We start from the raw sequence: 18622 nt of genomic DNA, 5'->3' as shown, positions 1-18622 counted from the left end.
GGTCGCACCGGGGAGGCAGTCGTGCAGCACACGAAGACCGACACGGACGTCCTGGTCGTGGGCTCGGGCCCCACCGGCCTCCTGCTCGCCGGCGACCTCGCCGCCGCCGGACGGCGGGTCACACTCGTCGAGCGCCGCCCGCACGGCATCAGCAACATGACCCGCGCGTTCGGCGTCCACGCCCGCACCCTCGAACTCCTCGACGCCCGCAACCTCGCCGACGAGCTCGTCGAGACCGGCATGAAGCTCACCGGCATGCGGCTCTTCGGCCATCTCTCGCTCGACCTCGGCCGGCTCGCCAGCCGCTACGCCTTCCTCCTGATCACCCCGCAGTCCCACGTCGAGCGCCTCTTGGAGCGCCGCGCCCTGGCCGCCGGCGTGGAGTTCCGCCACTCCACCGAACTGCGCGGACTGCGTCAGGACGAAGACACCGTCACCGCCGAACTCGCCGACCCCGGCGGCAAGAGAATCACCCTCACCGCCCAGTACCTGGTCGGCGCCGACGGCCACCGCAGCGGCGTCCGCAACGCGCTCGGGCTCCCCTTCCCCGGCGTCTCCGTCATCCGCTCCATCGTGCTCGCCGACGTCAAGCTCGCCAAGGAGCCGGAGGGCCTGCTGACCGTCAACGGAGGGGGCGACTCCTTCGCCTTCATCGCCCCCTTCGGCGACGGCTGGTACCGGGTCATGGGCTGGAACCGAAGCCGCCAGGTACCCGACAGCGAGCCCGTCGACCTCGACGAGGTCGCCGAGATCGCACGCCAGGCGCTCGGCACCGACTACGGCATGCACGACGCCCGCTGGATCTCCCGCTTCCACAGCGACGAGCGCCAGGCCCCCGCGTACCGGGCCGGCCGGGTCTTCCTCGCCGGCGACGCCGCCCACGTCCACTCCCCCGCCGGCGGCCAGGGCATGAACACCGGCCTGCAGGACGCGGCCAATCTGTCCTGGAAGCTGATCTCGGTCCTGCGCGGCGACGCCCCGAACCCCGAGGGACTCCTCGACAGCTACCAGAGCGAGCGGCACCCCGTCGGCAAACTGGTGCTCCGCAGCAGCGGCACCATAGTCCGTCTGGCCATGGCCCACACGCTCCCGCAGCGGGCCGCACGCACGCTGGCGGCCACCGTGCTCAACACCCTGCGCCCGGCCTCCGACAAGGCCATGAACCAGCTCAGCGGCATCGGCATCGGCTACGACACGGGCGTCGCCGCCCCGCACAACGGCGGTCGGCGGGCCCCCGACGCGGCGCTCGACCACGGCCGGCTCTACGAACTCCTGCGCGACGGCAACTTCGTCCTGATCACCCCACAGGGCACCGACGCCACCCCGGCCGACGCACCGCAGGCCCCCGGCCAGGTCACCAACGCCGCCTGGGCCGACCCCTCGCGCCGTACGACGATGCTGGTCCGCCCCGACGGCTACGTGTACTGGGAGGGCTAGAAGCCAGGCCATGACGTTACGGCTCGGGCAGCGTGCCCAGGTACGTGAGCTGTGGATTCGCCGGACGGGAGGAACGGGAGGAACGGCAGCCGACAGACAAGCCGTTCACGAAGACCGGAGGCTCTGCTGACCGGACACTCTGTCACCACCCGTGCAGTCCGGGGGGGGCGCTCGGGATCACTGAGAAGGCCATGGCCGCCCGGCTCCGCCGGTACGACAGCCACCGCTCCAGAGGCCGGCGCCCTCACGCGCGAGAGGCCGGCCTCGCCGCTCCGGCCGGGGCAGTCGATCGGAATCGGTCGGACAGTGAAGTAGTTTTCCGTGGTCGTGTAGTCGAGGGACGGGAGTTGGCATGGAAACACAAGGCCCGATTGACTTGATCCACCTGGCGGGCATCGAGGGCAACAGCGTTGTCCTTCGCGTAACAGGCCAAGAAATCGGCACATCTCAACAGGACCCCGCCGTCCTGGTCGGCGAGATCTGTGTCGGAACAAGCTTCGTCAACGGAAGCCTCAAGACTTGGATCTTCCCTCTGGACCTCATGGAGTGGGAGACGGCTCTCAGCACTCTGGCCGGTGGGGAAAACATCGCCTGGAGGGAGAACAAGAGAGCAACCGAACTCCACGTTGACCTCGAGGAGGGTCTCGAACGTGCCACGGTTTCGGTTGCCGACCGCTCGATGTCCCTGGCGACCGTCAAGGTCACCATTGAGTTGGCTGACGGCTGGCTCGAAGACCATCGCGCCCGACTGGACAGAGTCCGGCAGGCGTGGCCCCTGCACCGCAATTGAGAACGTCTCCTTCGCCCCCTGCCCCGCAAGCGTTCACGCGGCAGGGTTGCGCAGCCACAGAACGGGCGAGGCGAGGTGCAGCCCGGCCCAGTAGCGGCCGGCGACCTGTCGAACCGCGTTGCGACCGAACGGACTTGCTTGAGCCGACTGAAGCAGCGCTCCCCACCACGTTGCGGCCCTCGAGCATACGGAGAGCAGTGGTACCCGCGCAGCCTCACACCCGGGATCTCAGCACGTCGACCTCACAGCCCGGTGCGAACGGGTCGAAGCCGTGCTCGGTCAGCCAGCGAACTGCCAGCAGGCTTCGCAACGACCACCACGCGTGGATCACATCGAGGTCGATGTCGGTGCCGTAGCCGGCGAGGACGTCGTCGAGGTGTTCCTCGTGTCCGAGCGTGAAGGTGGCGAGGTCGTACAGAGCATCGCCCTGGCCCGCCTCTGACCAGTCGATGATGCCTGTCACCTCGTCGCCGTCGACGAAGACGTGCGCGATCTGCAGGTCGCCGTGCGTGAACGCCGGGGTCCACGGCCGGAGCGCGGCCTCGGCGACCCGGCGGTTACGGCTGACCAGGCCAGCGGGCAGGAGGCCGTTCGTCACGAGCAACTCGCACTCGTCGTCGAGTTCCGCCGCCAGTGCGACGATGCTCCGGCCGGCCCGGCCGGGCCGGGGCGGCAGCGGCGCGTCGTGCAGCTTCCGGATGGCGGCACCCGCCGCGGCCCAGGCCGCCGACGACCCGGTCGACGGCCCGCCGAGGCGCCCGAGCGTCGTCCCCCGGAGCGCAGCGATCGCGAGCACGGGCGGCTTGCGCCACAGGACCTCCGGGGTCGGGACCGGCGCGAGGGACATCGCCTCGACCTCGGCGTCGATACGCGCCTGGTCGGCGTCCACCTTCAGAAACACGTCGCCGACGCGCAGGGTCGCGCGCTCGGAATGGGCGACGACGACTTTGACCTCATCCATGGGCGATCAGTATCCCGGAGGTGATCGCCGACGTCGCCGGAGTTATCGCGTGCGATGACGCAGCTGATCGTGTCCCGCTACCCGACAGCCTCGTGCACGACACTGCCCCTTGACCAGGTCAAGCCCCGTACTTCTGTGAGGAGTCGCTACTGGGCGGCCCGCACGTTCAGGGCGAAGCAGTCACCTACGCTTTTGCCGTGTGCCTTCGGGTTCATCGAGAAGCTGATCAGCTGGGAGCCATGCGGTTGCGGTGCGAGCGTGTACCTCGAGGGCTGCCGTCCTCGCCCTCACCTTTCACCACTCCGTACGCAGCGACAGCTCCGGCTCCATGGCCGCCGCCGAGCGACTTGAGCAGCTCGCAGGCGGCGACTACGCGTCATACACCGAGGGCCTCCGACATTCCTTGGTCGGATTCGCGTCCCCGAGCCACCGACACGCCCTGCCTTCATGCACGTACGACGGAAGGACCACCCCGGCGGGAAGCCCGTTCGACCCGCGCATTCCGTGATCGGTCAGGACGTGGCTCCTCCGTCGCCGGCCGCGACGATCGCCTGCGCGGCCCGTGCCGCTTGGGCTGCTATGCCCGCAATGCTTGACGTAATGAACGGACCACCCCCGGCGAGGTCTCCCACCACGTGCAGGCGCGGGTCAGCCGGAACCAGCCCGCCGTTCGGGTGCAGCTCGGCGGAGCCGTCGGCCAGCAAGGTCGTGACCAACTGCCCGGCCCCCCGAGGGATCGCCCGCGGTGGCGGGTTCACGGCGTTGATGACGGCGTCGAAGGTGCCTTCGCCGTCGTCGCGGCGTACCCGGATCACACCTTCCGCCGCCTCGATCTTGCGGACGCCCGCGGCGACGGTGAGTTGCCCGGAGTCCAACAGCCGGATCATGGTGGAGGCGTTCACCGGGACCATCGGTGAGGCCACGCTCGTCGCCATGCGGAAGTGCCGCTGCAGCCGCACGCGGTCGGGCTCGGGCAGCAGCCGCCACGCGTACGGTCCAAGGCTGTGTGCTGTCTCCTGGAGGACCCGGCGGCCGATCCTGGAGTCGTCGACAGCGTCCAGTTGCGCCCGCAAGCGCCGGACCGGATCTTCGGTCGTGGTCGCCAGCAGGTCGGCCACGAAGCCTTCGAAGTCCTCTCCGGCCTCGCCCAGTTCCGCTCGCAGCAGCCCGATGAGGTCCTGGAGAGTGACGGCACCGTGCTGCCGGTGCAGCGCCGCCACCCGCTCGGCGGTCACATGCTGCGGCCTGTGCTCGACCGGGCGCTGCCAGACGTGGGGCAGCACACCGCTGCGGGACAGCAGCGTGATCGGCCCGGTGTGCCCGCGCGCGGCGAGCGACACGGCCACGTCGACCGCGGTCAGACCGCTCCCGATGACCGCGACGTCGCTGCCGGCCGCGACCCGGTCGAGTGTGCGTGCCAGCGGGTACGGATCCTCCACGAAACCGGAGGAGCCGCCGAGACCGTAGTGGTCCCGCGGCGTCCCCCCGCCCACACACAAGGCCACGTGGTCGGCCTCGTGCCCACGTCCGTCCTCGGTGCGGAGCGACCAGTCGGCCCGAGACCGGGCTGCCGCAATGACGCGGGCGGGGACGACCCGTACCCGCCAGCCGACTTCACGCAGGGTGTCCAACGCCGTCTCCGCGGCGTGTGCCAGGTACTCGCCGTAGAGGGCGCGCGGAACCAGCGGCAGGCCCAGCCGTTCGTCGAGGTGAGCCGGGCCACGCGTGCCCAGCCAAGCCGCGTAGTGCCCGAAGTCCAGGTGGCGGATCGACATGATGGCCGGTGGTGCGTTGACCAGCACCGTGTCCAGGTCAGGGCCGTACGGGCGGCCACGCCAAAGATGCGGGGACGGCTCGAACACCGTGATGGCGCCAGGGCTGTCGGCGGTGGCCGCAAGGCTGTCCAGCAGACCGGCCGCGGCAGCACCCGCTCCGACGATTGCGATGTCCATGGTCTTCGTTCTTCCCTTCACGTTCCGGGCCGCTGCCGAGAGGGAGCTGCGGCCTCATCGAGACTCGCCGCCTCCAGTGCCGAGGCCCATCCCCCGCGAGGGGTGGCCGGCCGGAAATAGCCCCCTCAGACGGGGGGTTGGTGCAGGAGCGGAGGGCGGGCATGCTGGCCTGCATCCAGACCACGGGAGGGATCTCCATGTCCGATGCCCGCCGTCACGCCGAGGCGCTGTCAGGTCACGCCACGGTGCTGTCGGGTACGGATCGGGTCGCCGACACACGCGAACTCTTCAGCCGGACGTCCGCCAAGCTGCGACGGCTCGTCCCGTTCGACTCGGCCGTATGGGCGGCCACCGACCCGGAAACCGGTCTCATCACCGCGCCGATGCTGGTGGAGAACCTCGGCTCCGGCGAGGGCTGTGCCGAGTACTGGGAAAGCGAACTTCTGGAGGAGAACGTCCTCCCGTTCCGGGACCTTGCCCGCGCCGCCGTCCCGGTGGCCGGTCTGCGCGCGGCCACCGGCGACCTGCCCGCGCGCAGCGCGCGCTTCCGCCGGCTCCTCGGGATCCAGGGCGTGGACGACGAGCTACGGGCCGTACTGCGGATCGGCGTCCGGCCATGGGCCGTGGTGAGTCTGTTCCGTATGAGCGGTGGCGCCCCGTTCGGCCCGGCCGAGACCACGCTGCTCGCCGGTCTGTCCGGTCCGCTGGCCTCGCGGATCCGCCGGCTGGCCCGCCCGTCCGCCTCCTCCCCCGGCGGAGGAACTGACGCACCCGCGCCCGGACTGGTGCTCTTCGATCCTTCCGGCGAGCCGACGTCGATCAACGAGGAGGCGCGGCAGCACCTCTCTCAGCTCCCTGAAGGTCCTTCCGTCCCCTCACAGTTGGGCCTGAGGCTGCCGATCTGGGCGGTCGCCACTGCGCTGCAGGCCCGGGCGATAGCCCGGGGCCGCGACCGGGCTGGCGGTGCGAGGGTGCGCATCCGGACCGTCGACGGCCGCTGGTTGACCTGCCACGCCTCCTGTCTCAGCGGACCCGCTGGGCAACCCGGTCCCGTGGCACTCGTCATCGAGGCGGCGGCCGCCACCGACCGGGCGGTCCTCATCGCCGAGGCGTACGGCCTGACACCGCGCGAGCTGGAGATCACCCAGCTCATCACGCGCGGGCTGCCCACCACCGAGATCGCGGCGACACTGTTCATCTCCCCGCACACCGTGCGCGACCATCTCAAGGCCGTCTTCGGCAAGGCAGAGGTCTCCAGCCGAGGCGAACTCGTCGCACGGCTCTTCGGCGAGCACTACCGGCCCGTGTGAGCACCTCACGATCAGACGTCGAAGCGGCGGCACGTCTCGAAGTCACCGACGCACTGGGGGACATTCGTCGGTGCGCGGTCGGAGTGGAGCCTTGTGAGGAGCTACTCGGCCAAGCGGTCGAGGCGGTCGAGGCGGTCCTGGCCCAGGTGGAGATGCCGCGCACCGAGATTCTCCTCCAGGTGGGCGATTCGCGCGGTGCCCGGAATCGGGAGAACGACCGGAGAGCGGTGAAGGAGCCATGCGAGCGAGACCTGTGCCGGCGTGGCATCGAGTTCGGCCGCCACGGCGGCTATCTCGGCCGATGCGTCCTGCGCCGCTGCGGCGACCGGCCGCCACGGCAGAAACGCGATCCCCGCCGCTTCGCACGCGGTGAGCACCGGCTCATGCTCACGGTCGAGCAGGCTGTACCTGTTCTGCACGCTCGCGACGTCGATGATCTCCCGCGCCTGGTTCAGTTCCGTGACGGTGACCTCGGACAGTCCGATCCGTCCGACCTTGCCCTCGGTCTGGAGTTCCCGCAGCGCCCCGAGCTGATCTTCCAGGGGCACCTCCGGATCGATGCGGTGCAGTTGGAGCAGCTCGATCCGCTCGACGCGCAGCCGACGGAGGGCGTGTTCGACCTGACCGCGCAGGACGTCCGGCCGTGCGTCGAGCTTCCATCCGGCCGAGGAGGCCGACCGTGCGACACCGACCTTGGTGGTGATGAGCAGCCCCTCCGCGTAGGGGTACAAGGCCTCGGCGAGGAGCTCCTCATTGGCTCCCCAGCCATACATGTGGGCTGTGTCGATCAGCGTGACACCCAGTTCGACGGCTCGCCGGGCGACCGCGAGAGAAGCCTCGCGAGCGGGACCCTGATCCGTCGGCAACCGCATGGCTCCGAACCCGAGCCGCTGAACCCCTAGACCCCCACCGATGCGAAACATGGTCGATGTCATGCTGTCTCCGCCCCCCTCGGTCAAGCACCAACGCTAACAGTGCGGTTGGCCTTGGTGCGATCCGAAGACCGCGCTCACGAACTGGGCGTGACGGGCGATCCGTCCGGACGGCCGGGGGTCAGGGCGTCCGGCCGGGGGTCAGGGCGTCCGGCCGGGGGTCAGGGCGTCCGGCCGGCTCTCCGGCGCTCCCTGAGCTCGCGCGCCGCCTCGCGCTGGATCCGGGCCGCGCGGAACTCCCTGGGGTACATGGCCTCGATCTCGGCGGCGGTCTTGCCGAAGTGTCGCCAGTACGTCTCCCCCACGAAGACCACCTCGCCGGCCTCGCGGAGGAGGATCATGTACAGCATGTTCTTCGCCATGTGATGGGCGCGTTCGACGCTGGCCAGGTCGAAGACCACGAGCCGGCCGGGGGCCCGGACGACGAGGTCGGGCTTCAGGTCGCCGATCAGCCGGGGTACGCCGTCGTTGGTGAACAGGGGCTTGAGCTGCCGTTCCAGCTCGGCCACCCCCGGAGTGTGCTTCACATAGGTCTCGATCTGCATGTCGAGGATCTCGGCAGGGAGCCTGGCGAAGGCGCGCAGCGAGGTCTCGCTGACGACGGTCAGGCCGCCGGCGGGGAATCGCACCCGGACCAGGCGGGCGAAGGCGGAGTGCAGCTTCGTGCCGCGCACGGCGTTCGAGAGCTCGGCGCTGCCGGGTACGGTGCCGAGCTCGGCGACCGCCTGGGCCACGAGGTCCTCCAGCGCCTCCACGCTCAGCACGACGGCGCCCGCGCCTCCCGCGCCCACCGGCGGTGCGGTCGGAGGCTCGTGAGGGGGCGCCTTCCGCTTCACCTCGTCGAGCATCCCGGCCAGCTCCTCGATCTCCGCCGGGGTGAACAGGCGTTCGCTCTCCAACACCTCGCGGACCTCGGTGGCGGAGAACACCCAGGTGCCCTTGACCTTGGCCCCGGCGGCGAGGATGTCGTCGCCCGCGCCCAGGCTGAGCAGGACCCCGTCCGGCGTGACCAGTGTCGGCCGCTCGGAGAGAAGGAAGCGGATCACGTCCATCAGCCGCAGCCCGATCCGGTCGAGGACCGCCACGCCGATCCGGTTGAAGGCGACCACCGCACGGACGGCGCCCTTGCCGATCCTGGGCAGGGACCTGATCAGCTCGGGCAGGGCGAGCAGGGCCATCAGCACCTGACCGATGATGCGTCCCGCGTCGAAGAACTCCAGCTGCTCCAGCTTCTCCACGAAGGCGTCACCCAGCTGGCGCAAGCCCTGCTCGGCGGTGACCAGCGGATGCTGGACGCTGGCGACGAGTGCGGTCCACAGCTGGTGTCCTTCCTGGGCGAGACGCTCCGAGAACGGCGAGCCGGCGAGGATGCCGAGGAGTTCCAGCGCCTGGTACTCGAACTCGCCCACTCCCCAGAGGATCCCGGCGAGCACCTGCGCCCCGTCGGCCGCGTCGGGCTCCCAGTTGGCGAAGATGTACGTCCAGGGCACCTGCCGCTCGTGCAGGAAGGCCCGAACCGCCCGCACACGGACCAGGGCGAGGGTCTCGCCCAGCTTGCCGAGTCTGCGCAACTCCTCGAAGCAGGCCATGAGTTCGTCGTGGTCCAGGCCCTTGAGACGGGCCTTCATCGTCGCCGTCACGACCGAGCCAGGCGCGCCGGACAGGCCGCGTTCGAGATCGGCGGCGATCAGGGCGGCGACGGCCCGGAAGTCGCCCGGTCTGCGGCCGACGATCGTGATCTCGCGGAGGGTGGTGAAGTCGCCGGTGTACGCGAGGACGCCGGCCGGTACGGATGCGGCGTCCCTGGTGATGACGCGGAGCCCGGTGTCGTGGCGGCGGCCGTCCGCGGCGACGCGGTGCACGGCATAGCCCGCGCCGGGTACCGCCGCGGCGACCAGGCCGACCCGTTCGCGGGCGATCGGATCGAGGTAGAAGGCCCCGGCGCCGAGTCGCACGGCGATCGTCCGGTCGTGGTCGGTGCCGCCGAGCGCGGGGACCAGCCGGACGCTGACGGACCCGACCACGACGTCGTCGACGGAGATCCGGCCGAGCAGCGCGTGCCGGTACTCGTGGCCCATGCGGCTCCGGAGGGCCGCGAGCCGTTCGGGCGTCCAGGGCCGTTCGCTCGCGGGCGGTGCGGCGGAGCGGCGGAGCTCCGGCGTGGTGCGGGCGCCGCCGCCCAGATTGCGCCCGCCCGTACCGGCGCCCGCCCCGAGGCCGAGGCCGCCCGCAGGTCGTCCGACGGGCGGGGCGCCGCCGCGGTCGCGATGCAGCCGCACGGTGACCGGGCGGCCACCGGAGTCGTAGCTCGGCACCCGGTAGCCGTCCTCGGAGGGCTCCGCCCCCTCCCGGCGGGCCTCGTCGTGCGCCGCCGGCGGGGGCGTTCCCGCGAACCGGCCGCCCGCCGCACGCACCGCGTCCGTGACGGCCTGGCGGACGGCGGCCTCCAGGAGCCGGGCGTTCTCCGGGGCGATCCCCTCGGGCCGGGCGGGCAGCTCGGGCGGGTGGAAGCAGCGCTCGGGACGGCCGGTGTTCACCGCACCCTCCTTCCGCCGACGATCAGGTAGACCGTGCTGACGTCGTCGGCGGTGACCTCGAAGACGATGTCGGGGTGGCGGGCGCTGAGCCGGGAGAGCACCCCTGCGCGCTGCCCGGCGCCGAGTGCGGAGGCGCAGATGGAGCAGACCTCCTGGTCGACCCTGATGTAGACGGTACGGCCGCGCGCGGCGGCCCGTTCGGCCTCGGTCAGCCGGGCCAGACGAGCGTCGAGCTGCTGGCCGAGATCCTGCTCGGCATGCCCGTGGGCCTGCGGGACGACCACGTCGTCCGGCGGCCGGATGGCGTGGGCGGGGTCGTACGAGCCGAGGGCGCGGGGTGAGCCGCCGGTGAACAGCTCCCCGGCGAGGGCGGGGATGTCGGAGCGGGCGACGGCCACGGTGCCCTGGTACCCGGCGGCGGCCTTCGCGGTCGGCTCCACCCACTGCACTCCGGCCCGGGTGGTGCGCTTCTCGTATCCCGCGTGCTCACGGGTGGACGGTTTGCGCAGCCCCTCCGCCTCCAGCCGCCGCCGCTCGGCCTCGACGGCGGCGCGCGCCGCCACCAGGTCCTGGCGCAGCTGCTGCTGTACGGCGGGGTCGGTGGGGCGCTCGGGCTGGTAGGGGCGCTTGGGGACGCGCCCCTGCTCGTCCAGGAACTCCTTGGCCACGGGGTCGTGGGCCGCGTGGGCGCGCAGCACTTCGGGGCGCGCCGTCTCGTACCACTGCCGGTCCAGGGCCGCTTCCCGGTCGGTGAGCGAGGCCTGTTTCAGCTGTGCCCAGCTCGGCCACACGGAGGCCGGACCGGGCCGCGCCGCCGCCGGGACCGCGTGGGCGGCCTCGGCGGCTGTGATCGGCACGGGTGCGGGCGTGGGTGCCTCGTGCCCCTGCTCGATGCGCGCGGGGACGCGCGAGGCGGTGCCCCTCGGGCGTGCCTGCGCGTGGGCGAGCCCTTCCGCCGCCTCGTCGACGCGTTCGCCGAGCGCTCGGGTCCAGGCCCTCGCCTCCGCCTCCGGCAGGCTCTGGGCCAGGGTCTGTTGCATCCGTCGCCGGGTCAGGGCCATGGCTTCGGCCCAGCGTTCGGCCGTGACGCCCTCGCCGCTGAGGAGGCGGGTGAGCAGGGCGGCCTTGACCAGGGTCGGCCCGGCCCGGGTGAGGAGTCCGTGCAGGAGCGGGTCCACGGTGAAGGCGCCGACGATTCCGAGGGCCGCGCCGAACTTCATCCTCTGCACGTACGTGTCGATGTCCGACCACCGTGCGTCGACGACGTCGTAGGCGAAGACCGCCAGGGCCGCCGCGGCGGAGCCGCCCACCGCGCCGGTGACGAGTCTGCCCGCGATCCAGGAGGCGATCCGGGCGCGCAGGGAGGCGGTGCCGATGCGGTCTCCGAGCAAGGTGCCGAGTCCGCTGCCGATCTTGTAGCCGACGGCACCGAGATAGCCGTCGACGGCGGCCATGACGAAGCCGCCGACGGTGACCTCCTCCTCGTGGAGAAGGACCTTGACCAGGTGGATGCCCTCCGAGGCCCCGATGCCGAGGCCCACCGCGCGCAGTCCGCCGCCCAGCCGGATGAGGGAGGCGACGACGCCCGCCTCCCAGGCGAGGGCGAGGCCGCCGATGGCGAGCGCGGCGAAGGCGGCGATCCGGTAGGCCTCCCCGGCCCGGCCGAGCCGCCACTGGACGAGCCGGGCCTCGAACTCGCCGACCGGTTCGAGCACGGGTCCCGCGACGCACTCCCACTGCTCGCCGCGGCCCGCGACGCGCGAGACGATCTCGAACCGCACCGCGTACGAGGGCAGCCCCTGCTCCTGGACGGCGAGCACCTCACGCAGTCGGATGTCGAACTCGACCTCGACCGTCTCGAAGTCGTCGGCGGTGATCCGTGCGGCCCGCGCGGTCCGCGCGACGGTCTCGGCGGCGAACTCCTCCTCCCCGTAGACGTGCTGATCGCGCCCGGAGAGGATCTCCTCAACCATCCGCCGGCGCTGGGCGAGGAGTTCGGCGCGCCACGCCTCGGCCCGGCCCGGCTTGGGCCGCGTGACGGTGGTGCTCTTCCGGTGGAGGAAGTCGACGCGCCCGAGGAGCTCTCCGGCGAGCACGGACCCGTCCGATCGCCGGTCGAGCCGTACGGCTCCCTCTCCGGAGCCGCCGACCGTGTAGGCGTGGGCGGTCGTGGCCGCGCGCTCCTGGGCGAGGGCGGCACGCAGGGCGCGGACCCGCTCGTGCTGCGCGTACGGGCCGCTCTCGCACTGCTGGAGCAGCCGGACCCGCAGGGCGAACCGGCGGGTGGCGTCGGCGGCGGCGAAGAACTCCGGCAGCTTCCCGTGCCGTCCGATGCTCTCCAGCACGTACCCGAAGAGGCTGCCGATCCGTCCACTCGCGTGCTGCTCGGTCTCGTCGAGCAGCACGCCGAGGGCTGCGGCGAAGCCGTCCTCGCCGATCAGCGGCACGAGGCCGGCGGCCATCCGCCGGGCCGTCGGCCGGAAGTACGCGGCGTCGAGGGTCCCCGGGGCGAGATCGAGCGAGGCCCGGCAGTAGAGCACCCGCTCGCCCTCCTCCGCGGGCCACTCGAGGTGCCGCAGCGCCGCGCCGGGCACACCGGGAAAGAGGCCCCCCTCGGAGACGAAGAGCTGGGCGGCGGGTTCACGGCGTGCGGGGTGGTCGCCCGCGTACCGGTCGAGCAGCAGGAAGAGCGCGTCGCAGTCGATGCCGGCCGGGGTGCGCACCGGGTTCGACGCGGGGCGCAGGACGGCCGGCTGGACCCGGACGAGGACGGTCTCGCGCGCGTACTCCTCGGCGTAGCGGCTCCAGGGGATGCCGGTGGCCCTCTCGAACACGAACGCGTCGACGCAGAACCCGGCCTCGCGCACGGTCATGCCGACCACGAGGCCGGGGCCGAGCGCGGCGACGTCGCCGATGTCGACGCGCGGCAGCCGCATGGAGGTGAAGACGACGTGCCCCGAGGGCACGCCCGGGATACGGGCTGCGATCGTCCCGCTCTCGTCGGCCGCGGTGAGGCGGCTCAGGGCGGCCTCCGAACCGGCGACCGCCCAGGCCGGCACGGTCTGCGTTCCCTTCTCCCGCGCGGAGCTCCGGACCACCAGCTCCTCCCCCAGCGTGTGCGGTACGTAGGCCTTGTTGAGCCGCACCAGCCAGACGTCCACGTCACGGACCGTGCCGCCGAGCGAGCGGTACAGCACGGCCTCGGGGAACGGCTGCCGCAGCAGCTCCTCCACGTACCGGAGGAACCACCCGGCCTCGATCCGCGCCCGCGCGGTGCCGACGACGGTCCAGGGCTCCTTGCCGCGCACGGGCACCTTGGTGGAGCGCCCGGCGCCGGCGTACGAGGGCAGCGCGTACCCGCCGTCCACGTCCCGCCCCGGCTCGTGGACCTCCCGTGCCCCGGCCCCGTCGGCCCGCACCGCCGCCCGGTGCCCGTGCCCGGCCTCCCGCTCGGCCTGCGCGAGCCGCCCGGCGACGAGCACGGTCAGCCGCCGCGTGAGCACGGCCAGCTCGTCGGGGCCGGGCTCGCCGGTGAGGGTGATCCTCACCGGCACGTGGACGTGGATCTCCAAGGGGACGCGGCCGCGGCTACTCGGTGACCAGCGTCAGGACGCGCAGCCCGGAACCGATCATGTCGCCCCGTTCGGTCCAGAGGCCGAGGTCGAAGACGTGCAGGCTGCCGAGCGGCGCGTCCTCGGGGATGCGGACCACGATGTCGGTGGGGATCTTGTCGGGTCGGTCCTCGGCGAAGGTGAAGGGCGTGTCGAATCCGGGGATGAGCTCGGACCGCACGTCGAACCCGGGCGCCACGGTGCCGAGTGTGAGGGGGACGGGCCCCCGGGAGGTCATCAGGCTCAGGCCTCCCACGGAAGACCCGTGGCCGCTCGGCACGATGCCCCCATGGGCCCGGAGCACCTCGAGCTCGCCGACATCGGGCTTCGTCGTGACGTGGTCGGCACGGAGGACGAACTCCTGCGACCCGCCCCGGGGCGGGAAGGTCGTCGTGGGTACCTTCTGGTTCGTGCCCTGACTCTGCTGGACCTTCACCAGAGTGATGTTGCAATGGCCTTGATGCGCGTCGGCATCGGGGTTCAGGGTGCCCACGGTCCTCGTCACCTCCGCGCCCTCACCGTTCACCTGGTAGGTGTTGGCCCGAAGGCAGTAGTGCTTCTCGGTCACACCGTCGCCGAGGCTCGGGGCATCCCAAGGTGTCATGCGGAACGTGCCCATCTGGCCCGGGTCGATCGTCTGCGCGCTGCCGGCGTTTCCGAACCAGTCGAGCGCGCGCTCCTTGGTCATGTCGCCGAAGCCCGGGTCGAACACCCACGCTTGCGCCTGGACGTTCGTCATCGGCACGGGTCCCTTGTTCTTCACGCGCACGATGACGGTGTTCTTCTTGCCGGCGTGTGCCGACGTGCCCGGGGCCCCTCCCTCGGGCTGGATCCGGATGTTGGCGTTCTCCCAGGACTTCGTGGCCCGGTCGGTGGGGTACGGCCGCAGCGTGCCGTCGTCGGCCGCGTCGTCGATGGGGATGTAGAGGTCGTTGCCAGGCATGGGAGCTCCGTTCAGTCGACGTTGTAGGAGAGCTGGATGCTGGTGATGTAGACGCTGCCGCCGGGGGTGGCGTCGACGAGGCTCGCATCGACGAAGTAGTTGAAGCGGGCCATGTCCACCCGGTCCTTGCCGGGCGGGACCGGCTGCGCTTCACCAAAGGCGCCGCCGGAGCATTTCACCTGCGCGATCGACTCAGGCCGGCCGATGGTGACGAGCGAGGTCCGGTACAGAGTCACGTTCAGGCTGCCGTTACCGGTGTTCTGGCCGGTGGCCCGGAGAGTGAGCAGTTGGCTGCCGTCGGGGGGCGCGACGGTCAGGATGCCGGAGAGGCTCGTGTCGGTCGCACCCGACCTGCTCGCCACCCCGTCCCCGTCGAGCACCCAGGCCACCTTGTTCTCCACGGGTGAGAACGTCGGCGCCAGCGACAGCAGCCGCTTCACCGTCGGCCGCTGCCCCACTGCCTTCAAGCCCGTGTCGATCTGCCCCACCACCTTCGACAGGTTCTCCAGGTCCTTCTGGATCGCGTCGAAGCGCACGTTGAAGCCGTTCTGGCCGCTCGCGGCCACGCGGTCGCGGTTGTCCACCCACGCCACGTGTTTGAAGGTGGGGCTGAAGCTGATGTCGGTCACGGGTTCCCTCCGGGCAGGTGACGGGTGACGACCTCGACGCCCAGCGGGCGCAGGTCGTCGAGGAGGTGGATGATCAGGGATCGGGTGGCGGGCGGCAGGGTGTGGCCGGCGAGTTCGGGGCGGAGCCGGACCGTGAACTGGTAGGCGCCGGATCTGTCGCCCATCCGGTAGGAGGCCTGGACCCAGGCGGGGCCGCCGTGTTCGCCGCGTACGGACATCGTGCCGGGGGCGGTGGTCAGGAGGGCGGCGGCGCCGTCGCCGGTGGACCAGCCGAGCGCTCCGGCCGCGCCGATCTCGGCGGGCGAGGGCGTCACGGTGAGGGGCACGGTGGTGCCGATCGGCAGGACGTCGCGGAAGAGCCCGGGTGCGGTGACCCTGACCGGGTCCTGGTGCTCCTGGGCGACCGTCACGACTCCCCCGGCGACGCGGACGTAGCTGAAGCCGGCCCGGTGGGCGAGCGCGCCGAGCGTTCCCAGGGGCAGGCCCGGGTGGCTGAGGCGCAGTTCGCGTGCCTCCTTGGCGAGTTGGCCCGCCGTGGCGCTCAGGTCTCTGCGGACGACCAGTTTGCCGGTGGTCTCCGGAGGCACGAGGGCGATCAGTCCGTCGAGGTGTTCGGCGACCTCCCTGCGCATCCGACGGTTCTCCGCGTCGGTTCCGTATTCGGTGTGGGCGGGGTCGTCGTGGCGCACGAGGAAGGCGGGGTGGAGGCCCTCGCCGGGCGGCATGGGCGCCGGCGGGGCCGGGTCGAGGGTGCCGTCGGCGCCGATCGCCGTGTTGTCGGCGACGGTGACGGGATGCACGACGATCTCGCGGGTGGCGGAGACTGTGAGGTCGGCGAGTCGGAGTTCGGCGACGACGACGACCCGGCCGGCGGCCTTGCCGCGGAGGACGACGGAGGTGCCTTCGGTGGGTCCGGCGAGTTCGCCGCGGCCCGCGCCGCAGCGCAGCACGTACCAGCGGACGAGGGAGCCGGGGGGCGGCGCGAGGGGCCGGACGGCGAGGGTGATCGTCCCGTCGACGGGGAGGCTGCCGACCCCGGTGTCCATGCCGAGCAGTTCGCCGGGGGCGCACTCGGCGTGGACGAGTCCGTCCGTGCGGTGGGTGACCAGGTCGAAGCCGCACCAGTGGGCGAGGGCCGCGATCCGTGCGCTGGGGACGGTGTCGTGGCTGAGGAGGATGGCACGGCCCGTGGCGCGGGCGTCCGCGGCGCTCGGGTCGTATCCGGCGTGCACGACGGACTTCGAGACGAAGAGGTTGAGCCGGGCGATGGCGGCGGCGACGACGGGCTGGACGAGGAGGGGTCGGGGGTGCCGGGGAGGGGGCGGGAGTCGGCGGCGTGGGGGGACAGGGCGACCAGGAAGCCGGGATGGAAGACCTCCTCGACGGGAGGCCTGCGCAGGCCGGTGCCGAGGGTGCCGAGCAGGTCGATGCTCTGGCCGGGCGGCAGGTCGAGGGGGGCGACCCGCAGCGGCAGCAGGCCGCGGCGGAGTTCGGCGTCGGTGTCGTCGAGGACGAGGGGGTCGGCGACGCCGTCGATGGGGCCGACCGCGTCGTTGAGGGCGGCGGTGAGACCGGCGGGGGTGGGCAGGGTCCAGCGGCGGGCGACGGTCAGGCGGCGGCGGTAGGCCTCGTCTGTCTCGCCGGGGGCACGAACGACGCCGAGGCCGGCGCCGTTGCGGTCGAGGTGGGCTCCGTAGGCGTGGGCGAGGGATCGCTGGGCGGCGGTGCGGGCGAGCTGTCGGCGCAGGTGGTCGCGTTCCCAGCCGACGGCCCACAGCAGCCGGCCCATGGTGCCGAGAAGGGCGGTGAGCCGCCACCACTCCTCCTGACCGCCGGCGAGTGCGGACTGGATGCCCGTGAGGATGCCGGTGCCGTCGGGCAACGGGACGGAGGTGCCCGCGGTGAGCCCGTCGGGCAGCGGCAGCGAGAGCACGGGGCCGCCCCGTACGCCGAAGGTGACGGTGGTGCCGGCAGGGACGTCCTTGCGGGCCTGGAGGATGTACAGCGGCCGGGGGGTGACGCCGAACCGGACGGTGTGCAGCTGGAAGTCGTACGGGGCGACGGCCGTGCCCCGCACCACGAGAGGAAGCCGGTCGGCGCCGCGGGCGAAGGGCGCGGTGAGCCGCGCGGCCATGTCGGCGGCGGCGAGCCGGGGCGGGTCGGGCGCGACGGCCCGGGCTGCAGGGGTGGCCTGGGCGGTGCGGGTGCTCATCGGCCGACCACCTCGATGCTGCTGAGGGCGGCGTCGGCGGCGAAGACGGCCATTTCGGTGGGGCCCATGGCGAGGGACTCGCCGACGGCGGCCTCGACGGTGCCGAGCTGGTAGGCGACGCCGCCGAAGCCGAAGCGGCCGAAGGCGGGCGGGCAGCGCCGCAGATGGAGCCTGCGGACGTCGTCGACGCCCGGCTGGTCGGCGAGGGCGCACATCACGCGGGCGTAGAGGACGTCGTCGCCGAGCCGGAGGCGGCCGATGTCGGCGGTGAGGCGGGCCCGGATGCGGGCGATGACGGTGGGGCCGTCGAAACCGGCGGCGAGGACGATCTCGGCGCGGACGGCGACGTCGATGTGGTCCGCCTCCAGGATGTTGACGTGGACGCCGATGGGGCGGACGCGGTCCACGGCCGCCTCGACGAGCTCGTACACGCCGGTCACGGAGCCGGGGGCGGGCAGGGTGCGCCAGGGGCGCAGGCCCCGGTGGGCGACGGCGACCTCGGCGAAGTAGGGCTCACCGACCCGGCGTTCGTCGCTGAAGGTGCGGCCGCCGAAGTCGAAGCCGCCGAAGTAGGCCTGGGAGACGTCGATGCCGCCGAGCGGGTCGGTGACCCGGGCGTCGAGGACGTCGGGCACGCCCAGGGCGGCCTGGCGGACGCTCTCCACGGTCCACAGGGCACGCGGGAGGGCGATGATCCTGGCCCGGTAGGCGTCGTCGTCCTCGGGGATCAGCTCGCCGAAGGGTGCCGGGTTGGTGACGACGAGGGCGGCGGGCGGCCAGTCGGCGAGGTACTGGGCGCGGTGCGCCGGGTGCACGTCGTCGACGGTTCCGGCGGCGGCCGGTGCCTCCCCGGGGTCGACGGCGAGGACCCGTACGGTCTGGGCGGGGGCGGTGGCGGTCAGTTCGACGGGGGCGGTGGTGGCGAAGGCCCGGGCGGGGTCGCCGTCGCCGAGCAGGACGGTCGCCTCGGGCACCACGTAGGTCCGGCCGGGGACGCCGCCGGTCAGGGTGAGCGAGACGGTTCCGGCCCGGCGGGCGGCGTGGCGGGCGAGTCCCGCGTCGTCGCCGAGGAGTTCGAGTGCGGCGCCGTCGGCGGTGGCGGTGAACTGCCCGTAGTAGAGGGCCTCCATCCGCTTCCACAGTTCGGCGTCCTCCTGGGCGACCACTTCCAGGATCTTGCCGAGGGGGCTGGTGGGCGACAGGTCGACATCGGCACCGAGGGCGGCCCTCGTGCGGGCCTTGCTCTCGGCGAGGATCACGTCGAGGCCCTTGAGGACGAAGCCGTCGGGGGTCACGCCGTACGCCATG

General features: G+C 72.3%; 13 protein-coding genes. 4 read left to right on the top strand and 9 right to left on the bottom strand.

The window, feature by feature from the left end; all coding sequences use genetic code 11:
• The first annotated feature begins 21 nt into the window (after positions 1-21).
• Together DEJ46_RS38440 and DEJ46_RS38435 are read left to right on the top strand one after the other, a co-directional pair.
• Complete coding sequence (locus tag DEJ46_RS38440) at positions 22-1437, top strand: FAD-dependent monooxygenase (protein WP_223835408.1); 1416 nt, start codon at positions 22-24, stop codon at positions 1435-1437.
• A 352-nt stretch (positions 1438-1789) separates the two neighbouring features.
• Positions 1790-2227: a DUF5959 family protein gene (locus DEJ46_RS38435; RefSeq protein ID WP_150273828.1), complete on the top strand. Its 438-nt coding sequence runs from the start codon at positions 1790-1792 to the stop codon at positions 2225-2227.
• A gap of 214 nt (positions 2228-2441) precedes the next feature.
• Here DEJ46_RS38435 and DEJ46_RS38430 read toward each other — a convergent pair whose 3' ends face one another.
• Together DEJ46_RS38430 and DEJ46_RS38425 are read right to left on the bottom strand one after the other, a co-directional pair.
• Complete coding sequence (locus DEJ46_RS38430; RefSeq protein WP_150273826.1) at positions 2442-3188, bottom strand: phosphotransferase family protein; 747 nt, start codon at positions 3186-3188, stop codon at positions 2442-2444.
• A 512-nt stretch (positions 3189-3700) separates the two neighbouring features.
• Positions 3701-5140, bottom strand: a complete 1440-nt coding sequence (locus DEJ46_RS38425; RefSeq protein ID WP_150273824.1) for an FAD/NAD(P)-binding protein — start codon at positions 5138-5140, stop codon at positions 3701-3703.
• A gap of 197 nt (positions 5141-5337) precedes the next feature.
• Between DEJ46_RS38425 and DEJ46_RS38420 the strand changes: the two genes are divergently transcribed.
• Positions 5338-6450: a helix-turn-helix domain-containing protein gene (locus DEJ46_RS38420; protein ID WP_150273822.1), complete on the top strand. Its 1113-nt coding sequence runs from the start codon at positions 5338-5340 to the stop codon at positions 6448-6450.
• A gap of 101 nt (positions 6451-6551) precedes the next feature.
• On the opposite strand, the gene DEJ46_RS38415 is transcribed toward DEJ46_RS38420, so the two are convergent.
• From DEJ46_RS38415 to DEJ46_RS38390, 6 genes are all read right to left on the bottom strand, one after another.
• Positions 6552-7385, bottom strand: a complete 834-nt coding sequence (locus DEJ46_RS38415) for an aldo/keto reductase (protein ID WP_150273820.1) — start codon at positions 7383-7385, stop codon at positions 6552-6554.
• Positions 7386-7543: 158 nt separating this feature from the next.
• Positions 7544-9919 (bottom strand): hypothetical protein, encoded by a 2376-nt coding sequence (locus DEJ46_RS38410; protein ID WP_150273818.1) that lies wholly within the window; start codon positions 9917-9919, stop codon positions 7544-7546.
• Positions 9916-13473, bottom strand: coding sequence for a hypothetical protein (locus DEJ46_RS38405; RefSeq protein WP_150273817.1), 3558 nt, complete (start codon positions 13471-13473; stop codon positions 9916-9918). Before DEJ46_RS38405 ends, DEJ46_RS38410 begins: the two co-directional genes overlap by 4 nt.
• Positions 13474-13507: 34 nt before the next feature.
• Positions 13508-14473, bottom strand: coding sequence for a hypothetical protein (locus tag DEJ46_RS38400; RefSeq protein ID WP_150273815.1), 966 nt, complete (start codon positions 14471-14473; stop codon positions 13508-13510).
• Between the two features lie 11 nt (positions 14474-14484).
• Positions 14485-15102, bottom strand: coding sequence for a hypothetical protein (locus tag DEJ46_RS38395; protein ID WP_150273813.1), 618 nt, complete (start codon positions 15100-15102; stop codon positions 14485-14487).
• A complete protein-coding gene (locus DEJ46_RS38390) occupies positions 15099-16334 on the bottom strand; it encodes a hypothetical protein (RefSeq protein ID WP_150273812.1) in 1236 nt (411 codons plus the stop codon). Before DEJ46_RS38390 ends, DEJ46_RS38395 begins: the two co-directional genes overlap by 4 nt.
• Before the next feature lie 134 nt (positions 16335-16468).
• Between DEJ46_RS38390 and DEJ46_RS38385 the strand changes: the two genes are divergently transcribed.
• Positions 16469-17428, top strand: a complete 960-nt coding sequence (locus DEJ46_RS38385; protein ID WP_150273809.1) for a hypothetical protein — start codon at positions 16469-16471, stop codon at positions 17426-17428.
• On the opposite strand, the gene DEJ46_RS38380 is transcribed toward DEJ46_RS38385, so the two are convergent.
• Positions 17311-18621, bottom strand: coding sequence for a baseplate J/gp47 family protein (locus DEJ46_RS38380; RefSeq protein WP_150273807.1), 1311 nt, complete (start codon positions 18619-18621; stop codon positions 17311-17313). The two genes, DEJ46_RS38385 and DEJ46_RS38380, sit on opposite strands and share 118 nt — an antisense overlap.
• Position 18622: the final 1 nt, after the last annotated feature.

The sequence above is a fragment of the Streptomyces venezuelae genome (assembly GCF_008642375.1).
In the GTDB taxonomy this organism is placed as follows: Bacteria; Actinomycetota; Actinomycetes; order Streptomycetales; family Streptomycetaceae; genus Streptomyces; species Streptomyces venezuelae_G.
Note: the sequence above shows the minus strand (reverse complement) of the source record. Positions and strands in the feature narration are given on the sequence as shown.